Here is a 16808-nt window from a genome sequence, read left to right as displayed (position 1 = left end):
CGTTACTGCCCCTTGCGCTCGGCGCGGCGCACCGCGCCCGGTACATCGATCTCGACCCGTGCCGGCAGCTGGTGCACGTGCAGTTCCTTGTTGATCCATTCGGCCGCTTCGCCGTTGATGGTCGCCTCGCCCGGATCACCGGCGTACGGCCACGGCAACACCACGCCACCGACCGGTGGCACCAGGCCCGGCTGCACCTCCAGCACCAGCTGCTTGTCGCTGCGCTGCAGGCGGTAATTGAGCTGGCCCTGCGGCGTGCGAAGGCCCTGCACGGCGATGCCCTCGCCCTGCAGCCAGGCCGTCGGGATGCCGGCGGCCAACACCAGCGCATCGTCCATGTCACGACTGTAGGCGAACATGTCCAGGGCCGAGCGCACGAAGTCCGAGGCGACCCAGGCATGCGGCAGGTCACCGACGAAGAACGGCTTGCGCGGCGTGCGCGAGACCACTTCGGCCCACTGGTTCCAGGTCTGCGGCGCACGGTCCTTGAAGAAGAACTCGGTCGCCTGCCAGGCGCGATCGCGCCAGCCCAGGCGAACGAAGGCGGCCACGTTGCGCCACTCGTACGGCGTGTAGTCCTTCCACTCGCGCTTGCCATCGCGGCGGGCCACGAATTCCTTCCAGTAGCGCTCGAAGGTCGCCTCCAACGCCTGCTGCGGCAGCCGGCCCTGCTCGCCGCCCGGCGCCAGCGCGATGGTGGTCGAGGTCGCGTCGAAATCGCCCAGCTCGGCCGAGCCCGGCAGGTAGTCGATGTTGTGCTGCTGCATCGCCGACAGCAGTGACGCCTGCAGATCATCACGGAACTGGTCACGCGACTCGGCGATCTGCATCGCTTCGACCTTGCCCAGCTGGGCCGCCAGCGATGCTGCGTCCTTGTAGCCGCGCAACGCCCAGAAATTATCCCAGTACGAATGCATCGGCTTGGCCGAATAGCCTTCGTGGCTGATCGAGGCCGGCATCATCCCGTAGAACGCCGGATTGCGCGCACGGTTCTCTTCGGTACGCTCGCTGGCACGCAGCTGCTCCATGTAGCTGTAGGCGCCCTGCACGTGCGGCCACATCAGCTCGGCGAAGGTGCTGTCGCCGGTATAGCGCCCATATTCGGCGATGCTGTAGATCAGCTCACCGTGGCTGTCATTCTCCGGCACCGGGTCGCTGCCGCGCGCATCGACACAGCACGGCACCTTGCCGTTCTCGAACTGGTAAGGCGCATACCAGTTGATGTAGTCACGCACGGCATCGCTGCGCCCCATGCGCAGCAGGCCTTCGGAAATCATCGCGCCGTCGCGGATCCAGCTGCGCGCGTACGAGCGCGTGCCCGGCTGCAGGCGCGGGCCGACCCGGGAGATCAGCATGTGCGCCACGGCGGTGCGCAGGGTGTCGACCAGGGCCTGGCCTGCCGCCGGCACCTGCAGCGAGACCACGCCCAGCGCGTGCCGCCACTGTTCGGCCACCTGCGCCTGCGCCTTGGCCACGTCCAGCGCCTGCGGCGCCCAGCTCCCGGTCTGCGGCAGCACCACTGCCACTTCGCGGCTCTGCCCGGGTTCCAGCTTGATCGTATACAGCAGCGCACCGGACGCCATGCCGGTACTGTCCTTCACTGCCGTAGTGGCCGGATATTTTCCGGACGCAAGATGCATCGCATCGAGCTTGCCATCGAACGTGCTGGCGAAACGGGCATCGGGCACCTGCAGTGGATAGATGCGCGGCTCGCCGTTGATGCGTACCAGCTGTTCGCCCACGTCCAGCGCATCGATGCGGCTGAAGCCGCCGACGGTGTTGAGGAACTGGGTCGGCGGGTTGACCTGCCAGGGGCGGATCGCCAGCGCCAGGGTGTACTCGTGCGCCACCTTGTCCGGATTGCTCAGCCGGTAGCGGCCGATCAACTGCGCGCGCTCCGGCGTGCCCTGCACGAAGCTGGTCACCGCCAGGCCGGCCTTCTCGTGCACCCAGTCGACGTTGGCGATCGGAAGATAGTGGTCCTGCAGCGACTGGGTCGTGGCCACCTTCGACCAGTCCAGCAGCTTGCCGTCGAGGCGGATGAACGGCTCGATGCTGAAGCTGCCCTTGGCCGGCTCCAGCGCACCGTCCTCGCTGATCAGCGCCTGTTCCTGGCCGCCATCGAGGCCGAGCAGGGTCCAGTACGGCTGTTCGCCCACATACGCACGCGGCAGCGAACCGCGCGGCAGGTCGGCCGCCACCGAGGACAGGAAGGCGTTCGGCGTGGCGGCGAACGCCAGCGGCTTGAGCGTGATGTCACGGATGCCATAGCGCCAGTTCGGGCCATCGAGCAGATCGAAACGCACGTAGCGTGCGTCGGTGTCCGGCAGCGCCAGCCAGTCGCGGCCACCCGCACCGCCGGTCACCTCGCGCACAGTGCGCCAGTCCCGGCCATCTTCGGACGTCCGCACGGTGTAACGATTGGCTTCCAGGTTCGGCAGCCAGTCGATCACCGCACCGCCGATCTCGCGGCTCTTGTGCAGGTCCAGGCTGATGGTCTGCTGCTTGACCCCGCCGCTGATCCAGAACGTATCGCCCTTGCCATCGATCATGCGGTCCTGCAGCGCGGTGGCGGTATCGGCGATGACCGATGGCACCAGTGCCGAATCATCCTGCGGTGGCAGGCCCTGCAGGGTCAGCTTGTCGAAGCACAACGTGCCGCGGCCACCGACCTTGCTGTAGATCGTGAACTCGACCGCGGCGCTGCGCGCCATCTCCTCCTCGGGCGACGGCCCCCACGCCTTGTCGATCTGGCGACGCCGGTATTCGACCGGTGTCCACGCCTTGGGGAAGCTGTAGCCCGGGCGGTTGACCCACCAGACGTTGTCGCCGCTGGCATCGATCAGCTTGAACTGCAGGTCGTTGGCCGGCGAATCACCACGCAGCTGGAAGCCGAAACGGTAGTTGACCGGGTAGTCGATGTTCAGCGCGCGGCGGATGCCGACGTAGCCGGAGACCTTGTGGAAATCATAGTCCAGGCACAGGGCACGGCCGCCGCCGGCGCCGCTGACCGGCCGCAGCGAACCACTGACCTGGTCGGACAGCACCAGTTTCCAGGCGCCGATATCGTCGAAGTCGTCCAGCACCTTCGGCGCCGGCAGTGCCGGTGGTGCGGCGATCGCCAGGGAGGTCCACAACAGTCCCAGTCCAACGGCGATCGCTCGCTTCATCCCTTGACGCTCCCCAGCAACAGACCTTGGATGTAGTACCGCTGCAGCACCAGGAACAGCGCCAGCACCGGAACCACGGTGACCACCGCGCCAGCCATCATCATTTCCACGTCCATGATGTGTTCGCGCGAGAGGGTGGCCAGCGCCACCGGCAAAGTGTAGTGCTCCTGGTCGGTCAACACGATCAGCGGCCACATGAAATCGTTCCATGCGCCCATGAAGGTGAAGATCGCCAGGGTCACCAGCACCGGCTTGAGCATCGGCAGCACGATCTGGAAGAAGATGCGCAGCTCCCCTGCCCCGTCGATGCGCGCCGCTTCCAGCAGTTCGTCCGGGATCGAACGTGCGTACTGGCGTACCAGGAAGATGCCGAACACGCTGGCCAGCGCCGGCACGATCACGCCGCCGAAGCTGTTGACCAGCCCCAGCTGCTTCATCAGCAGGAACAGTGGCAGCATCGCCACCTGCGCTGGAATCACCAGCGCCGCCATCAGTACCTGGAACAGGCGCTCGCGGCCGACGAAGTTGAGCTTGGCGAAAGCGTAACCGGCCATGGTGTTGAGCAGCAGCGAGCCGATCGTGATGCCCAGCGACACCAGCAGGCTGTTGGCAAAGTTGCCGCCCATGCCGGTGCGCGCGAACAGTTCATGGTAGTTGTGCGTGGTGATGCTCGAAGGCAGCAGCGGCGGCGGGAAATGGCTGGCCTCGCCCTGCGGCATGAACGAGACCGAGACCATCCACAGCAGCGGTGCCAGGCTGACCAGGGCCAGCACCAGCAACGCACCATTGATCATCCACGGGTACCAGCGCGACTGGCCGATTTCACGACTCATACCAACTGCCTCTTGCGGCCGAAACGCAGCATCACGGTGGTCACCGCCAGGATGATCAGGAACAGCAGGAACGCCACGGCGGAGGCGCGTCCCAGGTTCCACCACTTGAAGCCTTCCTCGAACATGAAATACAGCACGCTGACGGTGCTCTGCAGTGGGTCGCCGCGGGTCATCACGTAGGGTTCGGCGAACAGCTGGAAGTAGCCGGACACGGTAATCACCCCGACCACCAGCAGCACCGGGCCGAGCATCGGCAGGGTGATGTGCAGGAACTGCTTCCAGCGCGAGGCACCATCGATGCGCGCCGCTTCGTACAGGTCATGCGGGATCGCCTGCAGGCCGGCCAGGAAGATCACCATGTTGTAGCCGAAGTTCTTCCACACCGCGAACAGCATGATGGTCGGCATCGCCCAGTTGGGATCACCCAGCCAGTCGATCGGGCTGATGCCCAGATGGCCCAGGCCGTAGTTCACCAGGCCATAGCTGGTATGGAACAGGTAGCGCCAGATCACCGCCACCGCCACCAGCGTGGTCACCACCGGCGCGAACAGGGCCGTGCGGAACAGGGCCTTGAAGCGCGCGGCCGGTGCATTGAGCAGCATCGCCGCGCCCAGCGACACGCCGATCGACAACGGCACGCCGATCAGCACGAAGTAGGTGGTGTTCCACAGCGACTTCCAGAACATCGGCGTCTGCAGCAGGTCGATGTAGTTGCCCAGGCCGACGAAGCGCAGGTTGCTGCTATCGGCCAGTGCATAGAGGTCGAAGTCGGTCACGCTCAGTGCAAGCGCCGAGGCGACCGGCAGGCCGAAGAACACGCCCAGCACGATCAGCGAGGGGCCGGCGAAGATCCAGCCGGCCAGCGAAGTACGTTTCATTGCGCGCTCCCGGCGGCCACGGCGCTGCTCGATTGCGGCGACGGCGCGCGCTCCTGCAGGCGTTGTTGTTCATGCATCCAGCGGCGCTTGGCCAGCACCTTGTCCACGCGCTGGTCCAGCTCTTCCACGGCCTTGTCCTGCGGCAGGCCACCGCGCACCACCTTCTCGGTGACGATGCGCATTTCCTGCACGATGCGCTCCCATTCGAGCACCTTCGGCGTCGGCCTGACCCGCTCCAGCTGATCGCGGAACGCGGCCGCCAGCGGGTCATTGGCCAGCGACGGCGTGTTCCACGCACTGCGGCGCGGCGGCAGGTCGCCAATGATCGAATGGAAGCGTGCCTGGATTTCCGGCCGCGACAGGAATTCGATCAGCTTCCAGGACGCCTCCTTCTGCTGCGACTTGCGGAAGATCACCAGGCTGGTACCACCGGCGATGCCCGCGCCCGGACCGTCCGGCCCCGGCAGCGCGGCGGTGCCCCACTGCCCTTCCAGTTCCTTCGGCTGCAGCTTCTTGAACTCGCGGATGTTCCAGGGGCCGGAGATGTAGAACACGTTGAAGCCGCGGAAGAATTCGTCCCAGACATTGGAGATCTGCGTCTCGGACATCTTCGGCGCCCAGCCCTGCTCGAACATGTTGGCGTAGAAGCCCAGCGTGCGGCGGAACCCCGGGCTGGAGAAATTGCCCCGGGTGTCGTCGTCACGCAGCAGCGGGTCGGGCTGCTGCAAGGCCAGCGACAGCTGCTGCTCGAACTCGTTGATCGGCATCAGCACCGCGTAGCGGCTCGGGCCCTGCATGCGCTTGATCGCCGCCATCTGCTCTTCCCATTCCTGCCACGTACGCGGCGGGTGGTCGTAGCCGGCCTTGGCCAGCAGGTCCTTGCGGTAGTAGATCAGGCGCGTATCGACGTACCACGGCACGCCGACCAGCCCGCCGTGGATCACGTTGGTATCCCAGATGCCCTGGAAGTAGTCCTTCGGGTCGACCACGGTGGAGCGCTGCACGAACGGCTGCAGCGGGGTCAGCGCGTCGAGTTCGGCGAACTCCGGCACCCAGGTGTTGCCAAGCTGGCACACGTCCGGCAGGCCGTCGGCGGCGAACGCGGTCAGCAGCTTCTCATGCGCGGCGGTCCACGGGATGTTCTGCACATCCACCTTGATGCCGGGGTTTTCGGCCTCGAATTCGTGGATCAGCTCGCTGACCACCTCGGCTTCGCGGCCCATCGCCCAGAAGCGCACGGTGGTGGTGCCCGGTTCGGTACGGGCGCAGCCGGCCACGGCCAACGCGGCCAGGGCAGGCAGCGCCCAGCGGCGCAGGCGGTCGATCCAGTTCGGCATCGGGCTACTTGCCCTGGCCTGTGGTGCGGTTGGCATTGTTCTTCTGTTCCTGCGCGGCAGCCGCGCGTGATTCGGCGATACCCACCGCGCGTGCTGCCGCGGCCTTTTCGTCTTTCTGCAGTTCCAGCGGCTGGAACGAGCCTTCCGGCGCCAGCCAGCCACCGCTGAACCCGGCCCGCTCCAGGCCCTTGCGGATGTACGGGTTCTTCTTCATCACTTCCCAGACGAAGTCATCGCGGTAATTGGCGATCATGGTCAGGATCGGGCCCTGGTCGATGGCGATGTAGTCGCTGGCGACCCAGCCGCGATCGGGAACCAGACGACCGGTCTTGATCGGGATGTCGTAGTTGAAGCTGGGGTTGAACGAATCCAGGAAGCCGTAGCTGGAATAGATGTAGTCGCCAAAGCGCTTGTGCATCTCCAGCGTGGCCGGGATCACCTGCTCGGGGGCGAACACCACCGAGGCGATCGCAGCGGTCGGGGCGATGGTGCCGTCATCGAAGTTCTCGCGCAGGCCGGCGCCGCGCGAGGAGTAGTGGCGGAACTGGCGCTGCTCGCCGCGGTACTCCTGCGTGGTGTTCTGCGGACCATCGCTGGCGGTCAGGCCCCACACGTTCTCGCCATACTCCTTCCACTGCATCGGGTTGGCGATGGCATATTCGCGCTGGGCCAGCGCGGCCGACCGGCTGTTGAGGAAATAGGTGCTGCCGCGCTCGCGCATGTAAGCGTCCTGGATGTCGCGGAAGTCGATCCAGACGTGGCTGTACTGGTGGCCGAACAGCGGGCCGAAGGACAGGTATTCCTGGCCCTGGTAGACGCCCCAGTCGTTGTCGTAGGTACGCGTCCACACCGTCCACGCGTCCGGGCTGACCGGGTGCGTCGGCGAGCCCAGGGCGAGGATGTACACCATCATCGCCTCGTTGTAGCCCATCCAGTCGTGGTCGATGAAACCGCTCTCCGGGAACCAGCCCATCGAGATCAGCGGTGCACGCTGCTGCAGCCACGGCCAGTCGACCTTCTTGTACAACGTATCGGCGATCTGGCGGATTTCCTTCTCGCGCGGATCATCACCGTCGTAGTACGACTGCGCGAACAGCACGCCCATCATCAGCAGCGCGGTATCCACCGATGACAGCTCGACCCAGCTGTCGTAGCGACGGCCTTCCTGCATGTCCAGGAAGTGGTAGTAGAAGCCCTTGTAACCGGCCTTGCCGGTGCGCTGCGGGCCCATCGGCACGTCGCGGAAGAACTTCAGCGTGGTCAGCGTGCGGTCGATCGCCTGGTTGCGGCTGACCCAGCCGTTCTCGATGCCGATCGGATAGGCGGTCAGCGCGAAGCCGACCGAGGCGATGCTGGCGAACGGCCGCGACGGGTAGCGGTCCGGGGTCAGCCCGTTGACCTCGTTGGTGGTATCCCAGAAGAACTGGAAGGTGCGGCGCTCGATGTCATCGAACAGCGGCGGCAGCTCAGGCTTCATGGGCCGAGGCGGTGCATCGGCCTCGATCAGGATCACCGGCGGGCGCGGTTTGGCAGGTTCCTGCTGGGCCGGCTGGCAGGCGGCCACGGCCAGGCTCAGCGCTGCGGCGGACAACAGATGGCGTGCCTGCATGGCGCGGTTCCTCCGGTGGTCTGATCGATGGGAAAGCATACCGTCCAATGATCTGAAATCGTTTACAAGGTGTGTGCTTAAAAAACCACGAAAAACGTGGCCTGACACCGCGATCATTGCCCACGCCGCTGCCCCCTGGCCGGCAGCGGCGTGGGCAATGGACCGGCACGGGGCCGGCCATTGCCGTTTTCACCGATGCCGCCAGCGAGCCGGCGGCATCGGGTCATGCATCACCGCCCGGGCTTAGAAGCGGAAGCCCACTTCGGCCTTGACCTGGCGCGGCGTACCGACGATGTCGCCGGTCTCGTTGTAGCTCACCAGCAGCTTGCCGTCGCTCTTCACGTAGTTCAGGTTGGAGAAGTTGTCGAAGTTGAGCACGTTGATGATGTCGATACGCGCATACAACTCGGTATCGCCGGCCAGCTTGAAGGTCTTGGTCGCCTGCAGGTCAAGCGACCGGTAGCCGAAGATCTTGCCGCCGAGCAGGAAGCGGCCGTTGCCCCCCGGGTAGCCGGCGGCCGGGGTCGGCAGGCAGTTCGGGTTGCCGGCCTGTGCCACGCAGGACCAGTCGTTGCCCGCCACCGGGGTGGCCAAGGTCAGCTTGCCACCGAAGGTGATGCCCCAGAAGCCATCGTAGGAGCCCGTGACCACCAGACGGTGGCGCGGCGCGCCGTTGGACTTGATGTATGGGTATTCGCCGATGGTGCCGCGATCGAACGAGTAGTGCTCGTCGATGTTGCGGTTGTGGCGCGCAGTGGTCCAGGTATAGGCGATCGAGGTACCCCAGCCACTTTCCTTGGTGTACGGCTTCTGCGCCGACAGGAGGATCTGGGTAGCGCGGGTCTTGATGCCCTGCTGGCCAATGATCAGGCTGCCGAAGCCGGGGATGTTGCAACCCCACGGCTGGCCGTAGGTTGGCTTTTCGGCACCACACAGCATCTGGTTGTCGAAGAAGTTGCCGTTGCGGAAGCGATTGCCCAGGGTGTAGGCGAAGCCATCATAGGTCAGCGTGCGCGAGATGGTGGCGTCGGTCAGCCACTCCCCGATCTGGTTGCTCATGCCCAGGCTGAACTGGTCCGCGTAGGGCACCTTCAAGTTGTTGTTGAGCAGGTCCACTTCCAGGCCTTCGTTGCTGGTACTGCCCAGCAGGGCCTGCACGTTGCCGATGCCATTGAGCAGGTTCGGGTTCCAATCGAAGCACGGGTTCTGCCCGTACAGGCAGGCTCCGCTGCGCGGGTCGCGGAAGTACACGGTCGGCTGCGGCAGGGCCAGCTTGGTGGTTTCCAACGCCAGGTAGTCGAAAAGATCACGGTCGTAGGAACGACCGGCGCCACCATGGATCACATGCTGCTCGTCGGCATTGATGTCATACGAGAAGCCCAGCCGCGGCTGCCAGGCATCCTTGAATGCCTTGCGGTTGTGGCCGTTGCTGATGTAGTCGTTGATGTTCAGGCCGCTCAACGCGAGCGTCTGCGCGTAGCTCTGCCCGGCCGGTCCATGCGGATCCTGCGCATTGAGCGCGCTGACCACTTCCGGCGGGGTCACGAAGTCCAGGTAGGTCGGGTTCTTCTCGTAGTCCCAACGCAGGCCAAGGTTCAACTGCAGGTGGTCGTTGACCTGCCAATCGTCCTGAATGAACAAGCCAATCTGCGTGGTCTTCGAGCGTACTTCCGGCAACACGCCACTGACACCAGTAATCGGCTTGGTGAACTGCGCCTTGTACGGCGTATCAATGCCAAATTCCGGGTTGCCCACGGTGTAGTAGAACTGCGGGTTGATCTGCTGCGCGTCGGAGGCGTACAGATTGATCTTCTTGTACTTGGCGCCCATCTTGATGGTGTGGTCGCCAGCCCACTCCAAGCCGTCCAGGGTCAGGTTGTCTTCGATCGACCAGCCCTTCTGGCCCTTCACCTGCGAGGCGAAGGCGCTGGCACCACCGATTTCCACAATGGTGCGTTCCTGCGGGGTGTTGCCGTCGATGTCACGGCCGTCCGGCGCGGTGTACACGTAGCCGTTGCCCAGGGTCAGCGGCAGCGGGTTGTTGAACGACTTCTCGTGGGTGACCATCAGCTCGTTGTAGAAGCGCTCACCGCTGTGATTCCAGCGCAGCGCGAAACGACGGTCTGTGTTGTCAGTGACCTTGCCATGCTCCTTGGAGGTCTGGTCACTGAACTGCTGCTGATTCTCGTCACGATCCTGGACTGTGAACTCGATGCGGTCGTTGTCGGTCGGCTCGACGTCGATCTTGGCGAAGATCAGGTCCTGCTTGAACGGCTGGCTGGCCGGGCCCAGGCCGGCGGCGGCCGCCGCCGGCAGCTGCGAGGCAGCACTGGTGACCGCGCCATTCGGGGCAATGGTCACTGGCAGATCGAAACGCTTGGCTTCGTAGGTCACGAAGAAGTGGGCCTTGTCCTTGATGATCGGGCCGCCCAGCGCGAAGCCGTATTCCTTCTCCGCCGATTCTTCCTTGCTCTTTCCCGGCTGGCGTTCGGCCGGGGTCATCGCACGCATACTGTCGTTGGTGTAACGATAGAAGGTCTCGCCCTTGAACTCGTTTGTACCCGACTTGGTCGCAGCGGTGATCGCGGCGCTGGACACCTGGCCGTACTCGGCCTTGTAGTTGCCGCTGATGACCTTGTATTCGCCGATGGCCAGCTGCGGGAACGGGTTGCCTGCGCTGCCGGACTGGCCGGCCACGCCGCCGCCCTTGACGTAGCTCTTCTGGCCCACACCGTCAATGTACACGTTGGTGCCGTCGGCGTTGGTCGCACCGCCGCGCAGCGAGGTGTTGCCCTTGGCGTCACGGGTGAAGATCATGCCCGGCACCGCGTCGGCGAACTCCAGGAAGTTGCGCGACACCTGCGGGGTGGTCTGGATCTGCTGCAGGCTGACGGTCTTGCCGACTTCGGAGGTGCGCACTTCCTGCAGCAGGGTCGGCGCGACGACGTTGACGGTGTCCAGGTTGGTGGCCGCGGTCGAACCGGGGGTGCTGCTGGCGGCACCGGCAAAGTTCAGCGTCGCGGTCGAGGCCACGGTGACGGTGACCTTCTGGGTCTGGCCGTTGGCGACCACGTCATAGGTACCCGGGTCCAGGCCCATCAGCGAGTAGCTGCCGTCGGCGCGGATGGTGCCACGGCGGACGGTACCGGTGGCCACGTTGGTGGCGGTCACTTCGGTACCTGCCTGGGCGCCGGCAACCTGGCCGCGCAGGCTGGCGTTGGCCGACTGCGCCATGACGTTGGGGGCGGCGGCCAGCATCAGGCAGCTGACCAGTGCGGTGCTCAGCAGCCGGCGCGCCGGCATGCGGAAGGTGGTATGCATCATCAACTCAATCTCCGGGTGGCGGTAACCGCTTGCGCGGTCCCTGCGATCAGTCAAAAAAAAGAAGGAACGCCTCTGGCTTCAATGGCCGGATGGCGGAGTGGTGGAATCGCGAACTATCAAGCGGGGAACCAGGGTCTGCTTGTCCCCTGTCCCATCCGTGGAGGTGCCGTCCATCAACTGCATCAGACGCGTCATGGCCCGGTCGCCGAGCTCGGCGATGCTGACCTGCATGGTGGTCAGCGACGGGTGGACGAAACGCGCCAGTGGAATGTCATCGAAACCTGCCAGGGCAACATCGGCCGGCACACGGACACCAGCCTGCGTGAACGCATACAGGCAGCCCAGGGCCATCATGTCGTTGGCGGCGAACACGGCATCGGGCAGCGCTCCGGCTGCCAGCAACTCCTGACCGGCGCGATGGCCGGAAGCTTCGTCGAAATCACCGGGCAGCTCGATGCCTTCGGCGCCACTGCCAAACGCCACCAGCGCGTCACGGAAGCCGCGCAGGCGCTCGCGCGCGTCGAAGTTGAGGTCCGGGCCAGAAATGAAGGCAATGTGGCGGTGGCCGGCGTCCAGCAGGTGGCGGGTCATCGCCATCGCACCGGCGTGGTCGTCGATGCTCAGCACCGGATGGTCCTGCCCGGGCAGATAGGTGTTGATCAACACCGTCGGCAGCGACTGCGGCAGGTTGTCGGTCAGGAAGCCCGGGCTCTCGGCATAGGGCGAGAGCACCAGCAGGCCGTCGACGCGGCCGCGCATGGCACGCAGGGCGGCGCCCTGCTGTTCCTGGTCGCCGTGGTAGCTGGACACCAGCAGGTGCTGGCGGCGGTTGCGGGCCACGCCGTCGATGCCGCGCATCAGTTCGGAGAAGAATTCGCCGTACAGGTCAGGCAGCACCACGCCCACCGTATTGGTGCGGCGGCTGCTCAGGCTGCGAGCGGCGGCATGCGGGGTGTAACGCAGCCGTGCGGCCACCTCCAGCACAAGCTGGCGGACCGGTTCGGCGACATTTTCATGCCCGTTGAGCGCGCGGGAAACCGTGGCCACGGAGACCCGGGCTTCGCGTGCGACGTCTTTGATTGTGATAGCTGCCTTGTTCACGAAGCCGCCCTCCACGGCTTGGACCTACCAGCATTGGCGCGGAATGTAAGCGTTTCCATCTGGGCTTGTAAACAGTCCGTTAGGCGAATGTCCCGAAATGGACATGAAAACCTGTCCGTGGCCAGGCCCTTGCGGACCCGCCAGGACAGTGCGGGACAAGGGCTCAGCCCTGTTCTGACGGGGTATGTGCGCGGATGGACAGCGCGTGGATATCGGTGTCCATCATCGACCCCAGCGCGGCATAGACCGCGCGATGCCGGGCCAACGGAGCCAGTCCGGCGAAGCGTTCACTCACCACATGGACGTTGAAATGGCCGCGCCCGTCGCGCGCGCCGGCATGGCCGGCATGGCGATGGCTGTCATCCTCGATCTCGAGCACGCTGGGTGCCAGCGCCTGCTGCAGCGCATCACGGATCCGCTCGATCCGTTCCGCGTTCACGGCAGGACCTTGCGGAACGGGCGTACCTGCACGCGGGTGTAGACGCCGGCAGCCACGTACGGGTCGGCATCGGCCCAGGCCTGGGCCTGCGGCAACGACTCGAACTGCGCGATCACCACCGAGCCGCTGAAACCGGCCGGGCCCGGGTCTTCACTGTCCACCGCCGGGCACGGGCCGGCCAGCAGCAGGCGTCCCTCGTCGCGCAGCGCGTGCAGCCGCGCCAGGTGTTCCGGCCGCGCCTGCAGCCGCTGCGCCAGCACATCCTGGCCGTCATACCCTTCGATCACATACCACACCGGCATTTCCTCGCTTGCGTTGTCGGGTCCGCAGATTCTAGCCAATGCAGCCCCCGCCCCGGTCCGGCTGGACACTGGCGCGGCAAAGGCTTACCCTAGACTCCATTGCACGTGGCTGGATGCAGCGGCCCGTCGGTTTTTGCGGCCAACGCAGCCCCCGACGACCGTCCCGCTGCTTCAAACCGGACCACCCGGCCGGGCCACGTAGACGACCTCCCCGTAGTTCTGTCGCTGCCGTTTACCGCGGCGCGTCCCGCTGTTTGATATGTGTGGAATCGCGCCGATCCCGGCGTGTCTGGCGCCTTGGGGCTCCGTGGCGTTGGCCCGGCGAACCCGGTGCCGCGACTGGTCCGTTGCAATCCTGATCTCCATTAGATGACTTCCGAACTCGCGCTCGACGCGAACCCGCCAACCCGGCCGCCCGCCCCCCAGCAGCAGGAAATGCCGCTGGCCGTGGTGCATGGGCAACCGGTCCTGCAGATTCCGCAGGACCTGTACATCCCGCCGGACGCGCTGGAAGTCATCCTGGATGCCTTTGAAGGCCCGCTGGACCTGCTGCTGTACCTGATCCGCCGCCAGAACCTGGATGTACTGGACATTCCCGTTGCCGAGATTACCCGGCAGTACGTGGAGTACATCACCGTGATGCGCGAGCTGCGCTTCGAGCTGGCGGCCGAATACCTGGTGATGGCCGCGATCCTGGCCGAGGTGAAGTCGCGGATGCTGCTGCCGCGCCCGGTCAGCGAGGAAGGCGATGAAGCCGACCCGCGCGCCGAACTGGTGCGCCGGCTGCAGGAGTACGAACGCTTCAAGCAGGCCGCCGAGAACATCGACGCCCTGCCCCGCCAGGACCGCGATACCACCGTGGCACATGCCTTCATGCCCGAACGTGCCACGGTGAAGCTGCCGCCGCCGGTGGACCTGAAGGAAATGCTGCTGGCCCTGCACGACGTGCTCAAGCGTGCCGAGCTGTTCAGCGGCCACGCCATCAAGCGTGAGGCACTGAGCGTGCGGCAACGCATGGGCGAAGTGCTGGGACGCCTGGAAGATGGCAAGTTCTATCGTTTTGAAGGGCTGTTCACCGCCGAAGAAGGCAAGCTGGGCGTGCTGGTCACGTTCCTGGCGGTGCTGGAGCTGGCCAAGGAACAGCTGCTGGACATCGTCCAGGAAGAACCGCTGGCGCCGATCTACGTGAAGTCGCTGGCGGCCGGCAACACCAATGCCCCGCTGCAGTTCAGCAGCGAGTTCGACGACAACGACGACGACGCCAATGCAGACGAGTGAGCGCTGACTGCCGATGGATCAATCGCTGATCAACCGCATTGTCGAGGGTGCCCTGCTGGCTTCCAGCCAGCCGCTCACCCTGGCCCAGCTGAAGGACCTGTTCCCGGAAGAGGAACCGGCACCGCCGGGCAGCATCGAACGTGCGCTGGAACGCCTGCGCGAGGCCTGCGAAGGCCGCGGCGTGGAACTGGTCGAGGTCGCCTCCGGCTTCCGCTACCAGGTCACCGGCGAAGTGCATGGCTGGATCAGCCGGCTGTGGACCGAACGCAAGACCCGCTACACCCGTGCCACCCTGGAAACCCTGGCGCTGATCGCCTATCGGCAGCCGATCACCCGCGGCGAGATCGAACAGGTGCGCGGCGTGGCGGTCAGCAGCAACATCATCCAGGCGCTGGAAGAACGCGAGTGGATCCGCGTGGTCGGCCACCGCGACGTGCCCGGCAAACCGGCGCTGTTCGGCACCACCAAGGGCTTCCTGGACTACTTCGGGCTGAAGCGGCTGGACGAACTGCCGCCGCTGTCGGAGCTGAAGGACCTGGGCGAGCTGGAACCGCAGCTTGCCCTGGACCGCGATGCGCCGGCCGTCGCCGGTGCCGAGGGTCCGGACATCTCGGCCGGCGCCGATGGCGCTGCCGCGAACGATGATGCCAGCCTGGCCGGCAGTGACACCCCCGATTCCGCCGATGCAGCCCCTGCGTCGGCCACCGATGAGCAAGCACCTTCGCCCCTCGATGATGGGCACCCCGATTCCGCGCCGGGCGAGCGCGCGGTGCCCCTGAACGAACGCGAAGACAACGCCGTCGCGATGACGACCGTGGCTGTTGACCAAGCCGATTCCGAACCAGAGGCCGACCTCGAAACCGTCGGCCGGAGCAAAACTGATGAGTGACACCCCCCGTAACAAGCTCTCGCTGAAGCGCGAAGCCACCTCCGAACAGTTCAAGCTGGAAGAACGCCTGCACAAGGTGCTCGCCCAGGCCGGCCTCGGCTCGCGCCGCGCGCTGGAACAGCGCATCGCCGAAGGCCTGGTCAAGGTCAACGGTGAAGTCGCGCAGACCGGCATGTCGGTCAAGAGCGGCGACAAGATCGAACTGGATGGCCGCGGCTTCGTCGCCACCGCCCTGGCAGAGCCGTCGCGCGTGCTGGTCTACAACAAGCCGGAAGGCGAAGTGACCACCCGCGATGATCCGGAAGGCCGCCCGACCGTGTTCGAGTCGCTGCCGCCGCTGAAGGGCGCGCGCTGGATCGCCATCGGCCGCCTGGACATCAACACCACCGGCCTGCTGCTGGCCACCACCGACGGTGAGCTGGCCAACGCCATGATGCACCCGTCGTTCGAGGTCGAGCGCGAGTACGTGGTGCGCGTGCGTGCGCCGGAAGGCGAGGAAAAGGTCTCTGACGCCATCGTCGACCGCCTCACCCGTGGCGTCGCGCTGGAAGACGGCCCAGCCAAGTTCGATGAGATCGAACGCATCGGCGGCACCGATTCGCACGACTGGTTCCGCGTCGTGGTGAAGGAAGGCCGCAACCGCGAAGTGCGCCGGCTGTGGGAGTCGCAGGGCTGCCAGGTCAGCCGCCTGAAGCGCACCCGCTATGGCAAGGTGAGCCTGCCGCGCGAACTGGCCCGTGGCCATTCGGTGGAACTGGGCACCACGCAGGTTGAAGCCCTGCGCGCCCAGCTGAAGCTGGAAGAAGGCGCACCGTCGGCACTGACGCTGCAGCCGGTGATCGGCCAGCGCCGCGCGGCCAAGACCACCGTGCGCGTGCGCGAAGGTGGCCGTGGCAACGCCTACGTCAACGGCCACAACACCGCCGACGAAGGCCGCGAGCTGCGTCGTTTCGACAACGTCCGCGAAGACCGCGGCCGTGGTCGCGGCGGCAAGGGTGGCGGCTTCAAGGGCGGCCTGACGGTCAGCGGTGAAGCGGCAGCCAAGCAGTCGCAGAAGCCGTTCAAGCAGCGCGCCCAGAAGAATGATCGTTCGCTGCCGGAAGGCAATCCGGCCGCGTTCCGCACTTGGTACGTGCCGGATGGCGTGAGCACCGGCCCGAGCGGCCATCGCAACGCCGGCCCGGGCGCACGCGGCCCCGGTGCCCGTGGTCCGGGTGCAGGCGGCCAGGGCCGTCCGTACGGCAAGCCGAAGGGCCCGGGCGCAGGCGCCGGTGGCGGCCAGGGCCGTGGCGGCTTTGGTGGTGAAGGCCGTGGCGGCGCAGGCGGCCAGGGTCGTCCGGCCGGTGCGGGCAACCGCTCGCAGGGCCAGGGCAACAAGCACCCGTACGGCCATCCGGGCAACGCCCCGAGCTTCCCGTCCGACCACGCCACCCCGGGCTTCAACCCGTATGGCAGCCCGAAGCCGGCACACGGCGCCCGTCCGGGCGGTCGCGGTCCGGGCGGTGGCAACAACCGTGGCCCGGGTGGTAACCGTGGTCCCGGTGGTCCGGGTGGCAACCGAGGCCCGGGCGGCCCCGGTGGCAACCGCGGTCCCGGCGGCCCGCGCCGCAGCGGCCCGCGCGGCGGCTGATCGGCAGCCACGTTGAAA

At 66.0% G+C, this 16808-nt stretch carries 12 protein-coding genes; 3 read left to right on the top strand and 9 right to left on the bottom strand.

Annotation, left to right across the window (positions count from 1 at the left end):
- Window positions 1-2: 2 nt before the first annotated feature.
- The 9 genes from ACUVWL_RS03550 to ACUVWL_RS03510 all read right to left on the bottom strand — a co-directional run bounded on the left by ACUVWL_RS03550 (window position 3) and on the right by ACUVWL_RS03510 (window position 12987).
- The gene (locus tag ACUVWL_RS03550) at window positions 3-3170 is read right to left on the bottom strand and encodes a discoidin domain-containing protein (RefSeq protein ID WP_445978821.1); all 3168 of its coding nucleotides are present in this window, start codon (window positions 3168-3170) and stop codon (window positions 3-5) included.
- Complete coding sequence (locus ACUVWL_RS03545) at window positions 3167-4003, bottom strand: carbohydrate ABC transporter permease (RefSeq protein WP_006456347.1); 837 nt, start codon at window positions 4001-4003, stop codon at window positions 3167-3169. The genes ACUVWL_RS03550 and ACUVWL_RS03545 overlap by 4 nt, the downstream gene beginning before the upstream one ends.
- Window positions 4000-4881, bottom strand: coding sequence for a carbohydrate ABC transporter permease (locus ACUVWL_RS03540; RefSeq protein ID WP_005410323.1), 882 nt, complete (start codon window positions 4879-4881; stop codon window positions 4000-4002). The genes ACUVWL_RS03545 and ACUVWL_RS03540 overlap by 4 nt, the downstream gene beginning before the upstream one ends.
- Window positions 4878-6218: a sugar ABC transporter substrate-binding protein gene (locus ACUVWL_RS03535; protein ID WP_014647749.1), complete on the bottom strand. Its 1341-nt coding sequence runs from the start codon at window positions 6216-6218 to the stop codon at window positions 4878-4880. Before ACUVWL_RS03535 ends, ACUVWL_RS03540 begins: the two co-directional genes overlap by 4 nt.
- Before the next feature lie 4 nt (window positions 6219-6222).
- A complete protein-coding gene (locus ACUVWL_RS03530) occupies window positions 6223-7827 on the bottom strand; it encodes a glucoamylase family protein (protein WP_014647750.1) in 1605 nt (534 codons plus the stop codon).
- A gap of 243 nt (window positions 7828-8070) precedes the next feature.
- Window positions 8071-11151 (bottom strand): TonB-dependent receptor, encoded by a 3081-nt coding sequence (locus ACUVWL_RS03525; RefSeq protein WP_046431674.1) that lies wholly within the window; start codon window positions 11149-11151, stop codon window positions 8071-8073.
- A gap of 78 nt (window positions 11152-11229) precedes the next feature.
- Window positions 11230-12267, bottom strand: a complete 1038-nt coding sequence (locus tag ACUVWL_RS03520; protein ID WP_111206002.1) for a LacI family DNA-binding transcriptional regulator — start codon at window positions 12265-12267, stop codon at window positions 11230-11232.
- 148 nt (window positions 12268-12415) lie between these two features.
- Window positions 12416-12691, bottom strand: a complete 276-nt coding sequence (locus ACUVWL_RS03515; RefSeq protein ID WP_014647753.1) for a BolA family protein — start codon at window positions 12689-12691, stop codon at window positions 12416-12418.
- Complete coding sequence (locus ACUVWL_RS03510; RefSeq protein WP_014037825.1) at window positions 12688-12987, bottom strand: YciI family protein; 300 nt, start codon at window positions 12985-12987, stop codon at window positions 12688-12690. Before ACUVWL_RS03510 ends, ACUVWL_RS03515 begins: the two co-directional genes overlap by 4 nt.
- Window positions 12988-13362: 375 nt before the next feature.
- On the opposite strand from ACUVWL_RS03510, the gene ACUVWL_RS03505 reads away from it, so the two are divergent.
- The 3 genes from ACUVWL_RS03505 to ACUVWL_RS03495 are packed head-to-tail and all read left to right on the top strand — an operon-like array spanning window position 13363 to window position 16790.
- Window positions 13363-14271, top strand: a complete 909-nt coding sequence (locus ACUVWL_RS03505; RefSeq protein WP_014647754.1) for a segregation and condensation protein A — start codon at window positions 13363-13365, stop codon at window positions 14269-14271.
- Window positions 14272-14284: 13 nt separating this feature from the next.
- A complete protein-coding gene (gene scpB / locus ACUVWL_RS03500; protein WP_014647755.1) occupies window positions 14285-15160 on the top strand; it encodes an SMC-Scp complex subunit ScpB in 876 nt (291 codons plus the stop codon).
- A complete protein-coding gene (locus ACUVWL_RS03495) occupies window positions 15153-16790 on the top strand; it encodes a pseudouridine synthase (RefSeq protein ID WP_445978820.1) in 1638 nt (545 codons plus the stop codon). The genes scpB and ACUVWL_RS03495 overlap by 8 nt, the downstream gene beginning before the upstream one ends.
- Window positions 16791-16808: the final 18 nt, after the last annotated feature.

The sequence above is a fragment of the Stenotrophomonas muris genome, from assembly GCF_052751275.1.
This window is presented reverse-complemented; position numbering and strand designations above follow the sequence as displayed.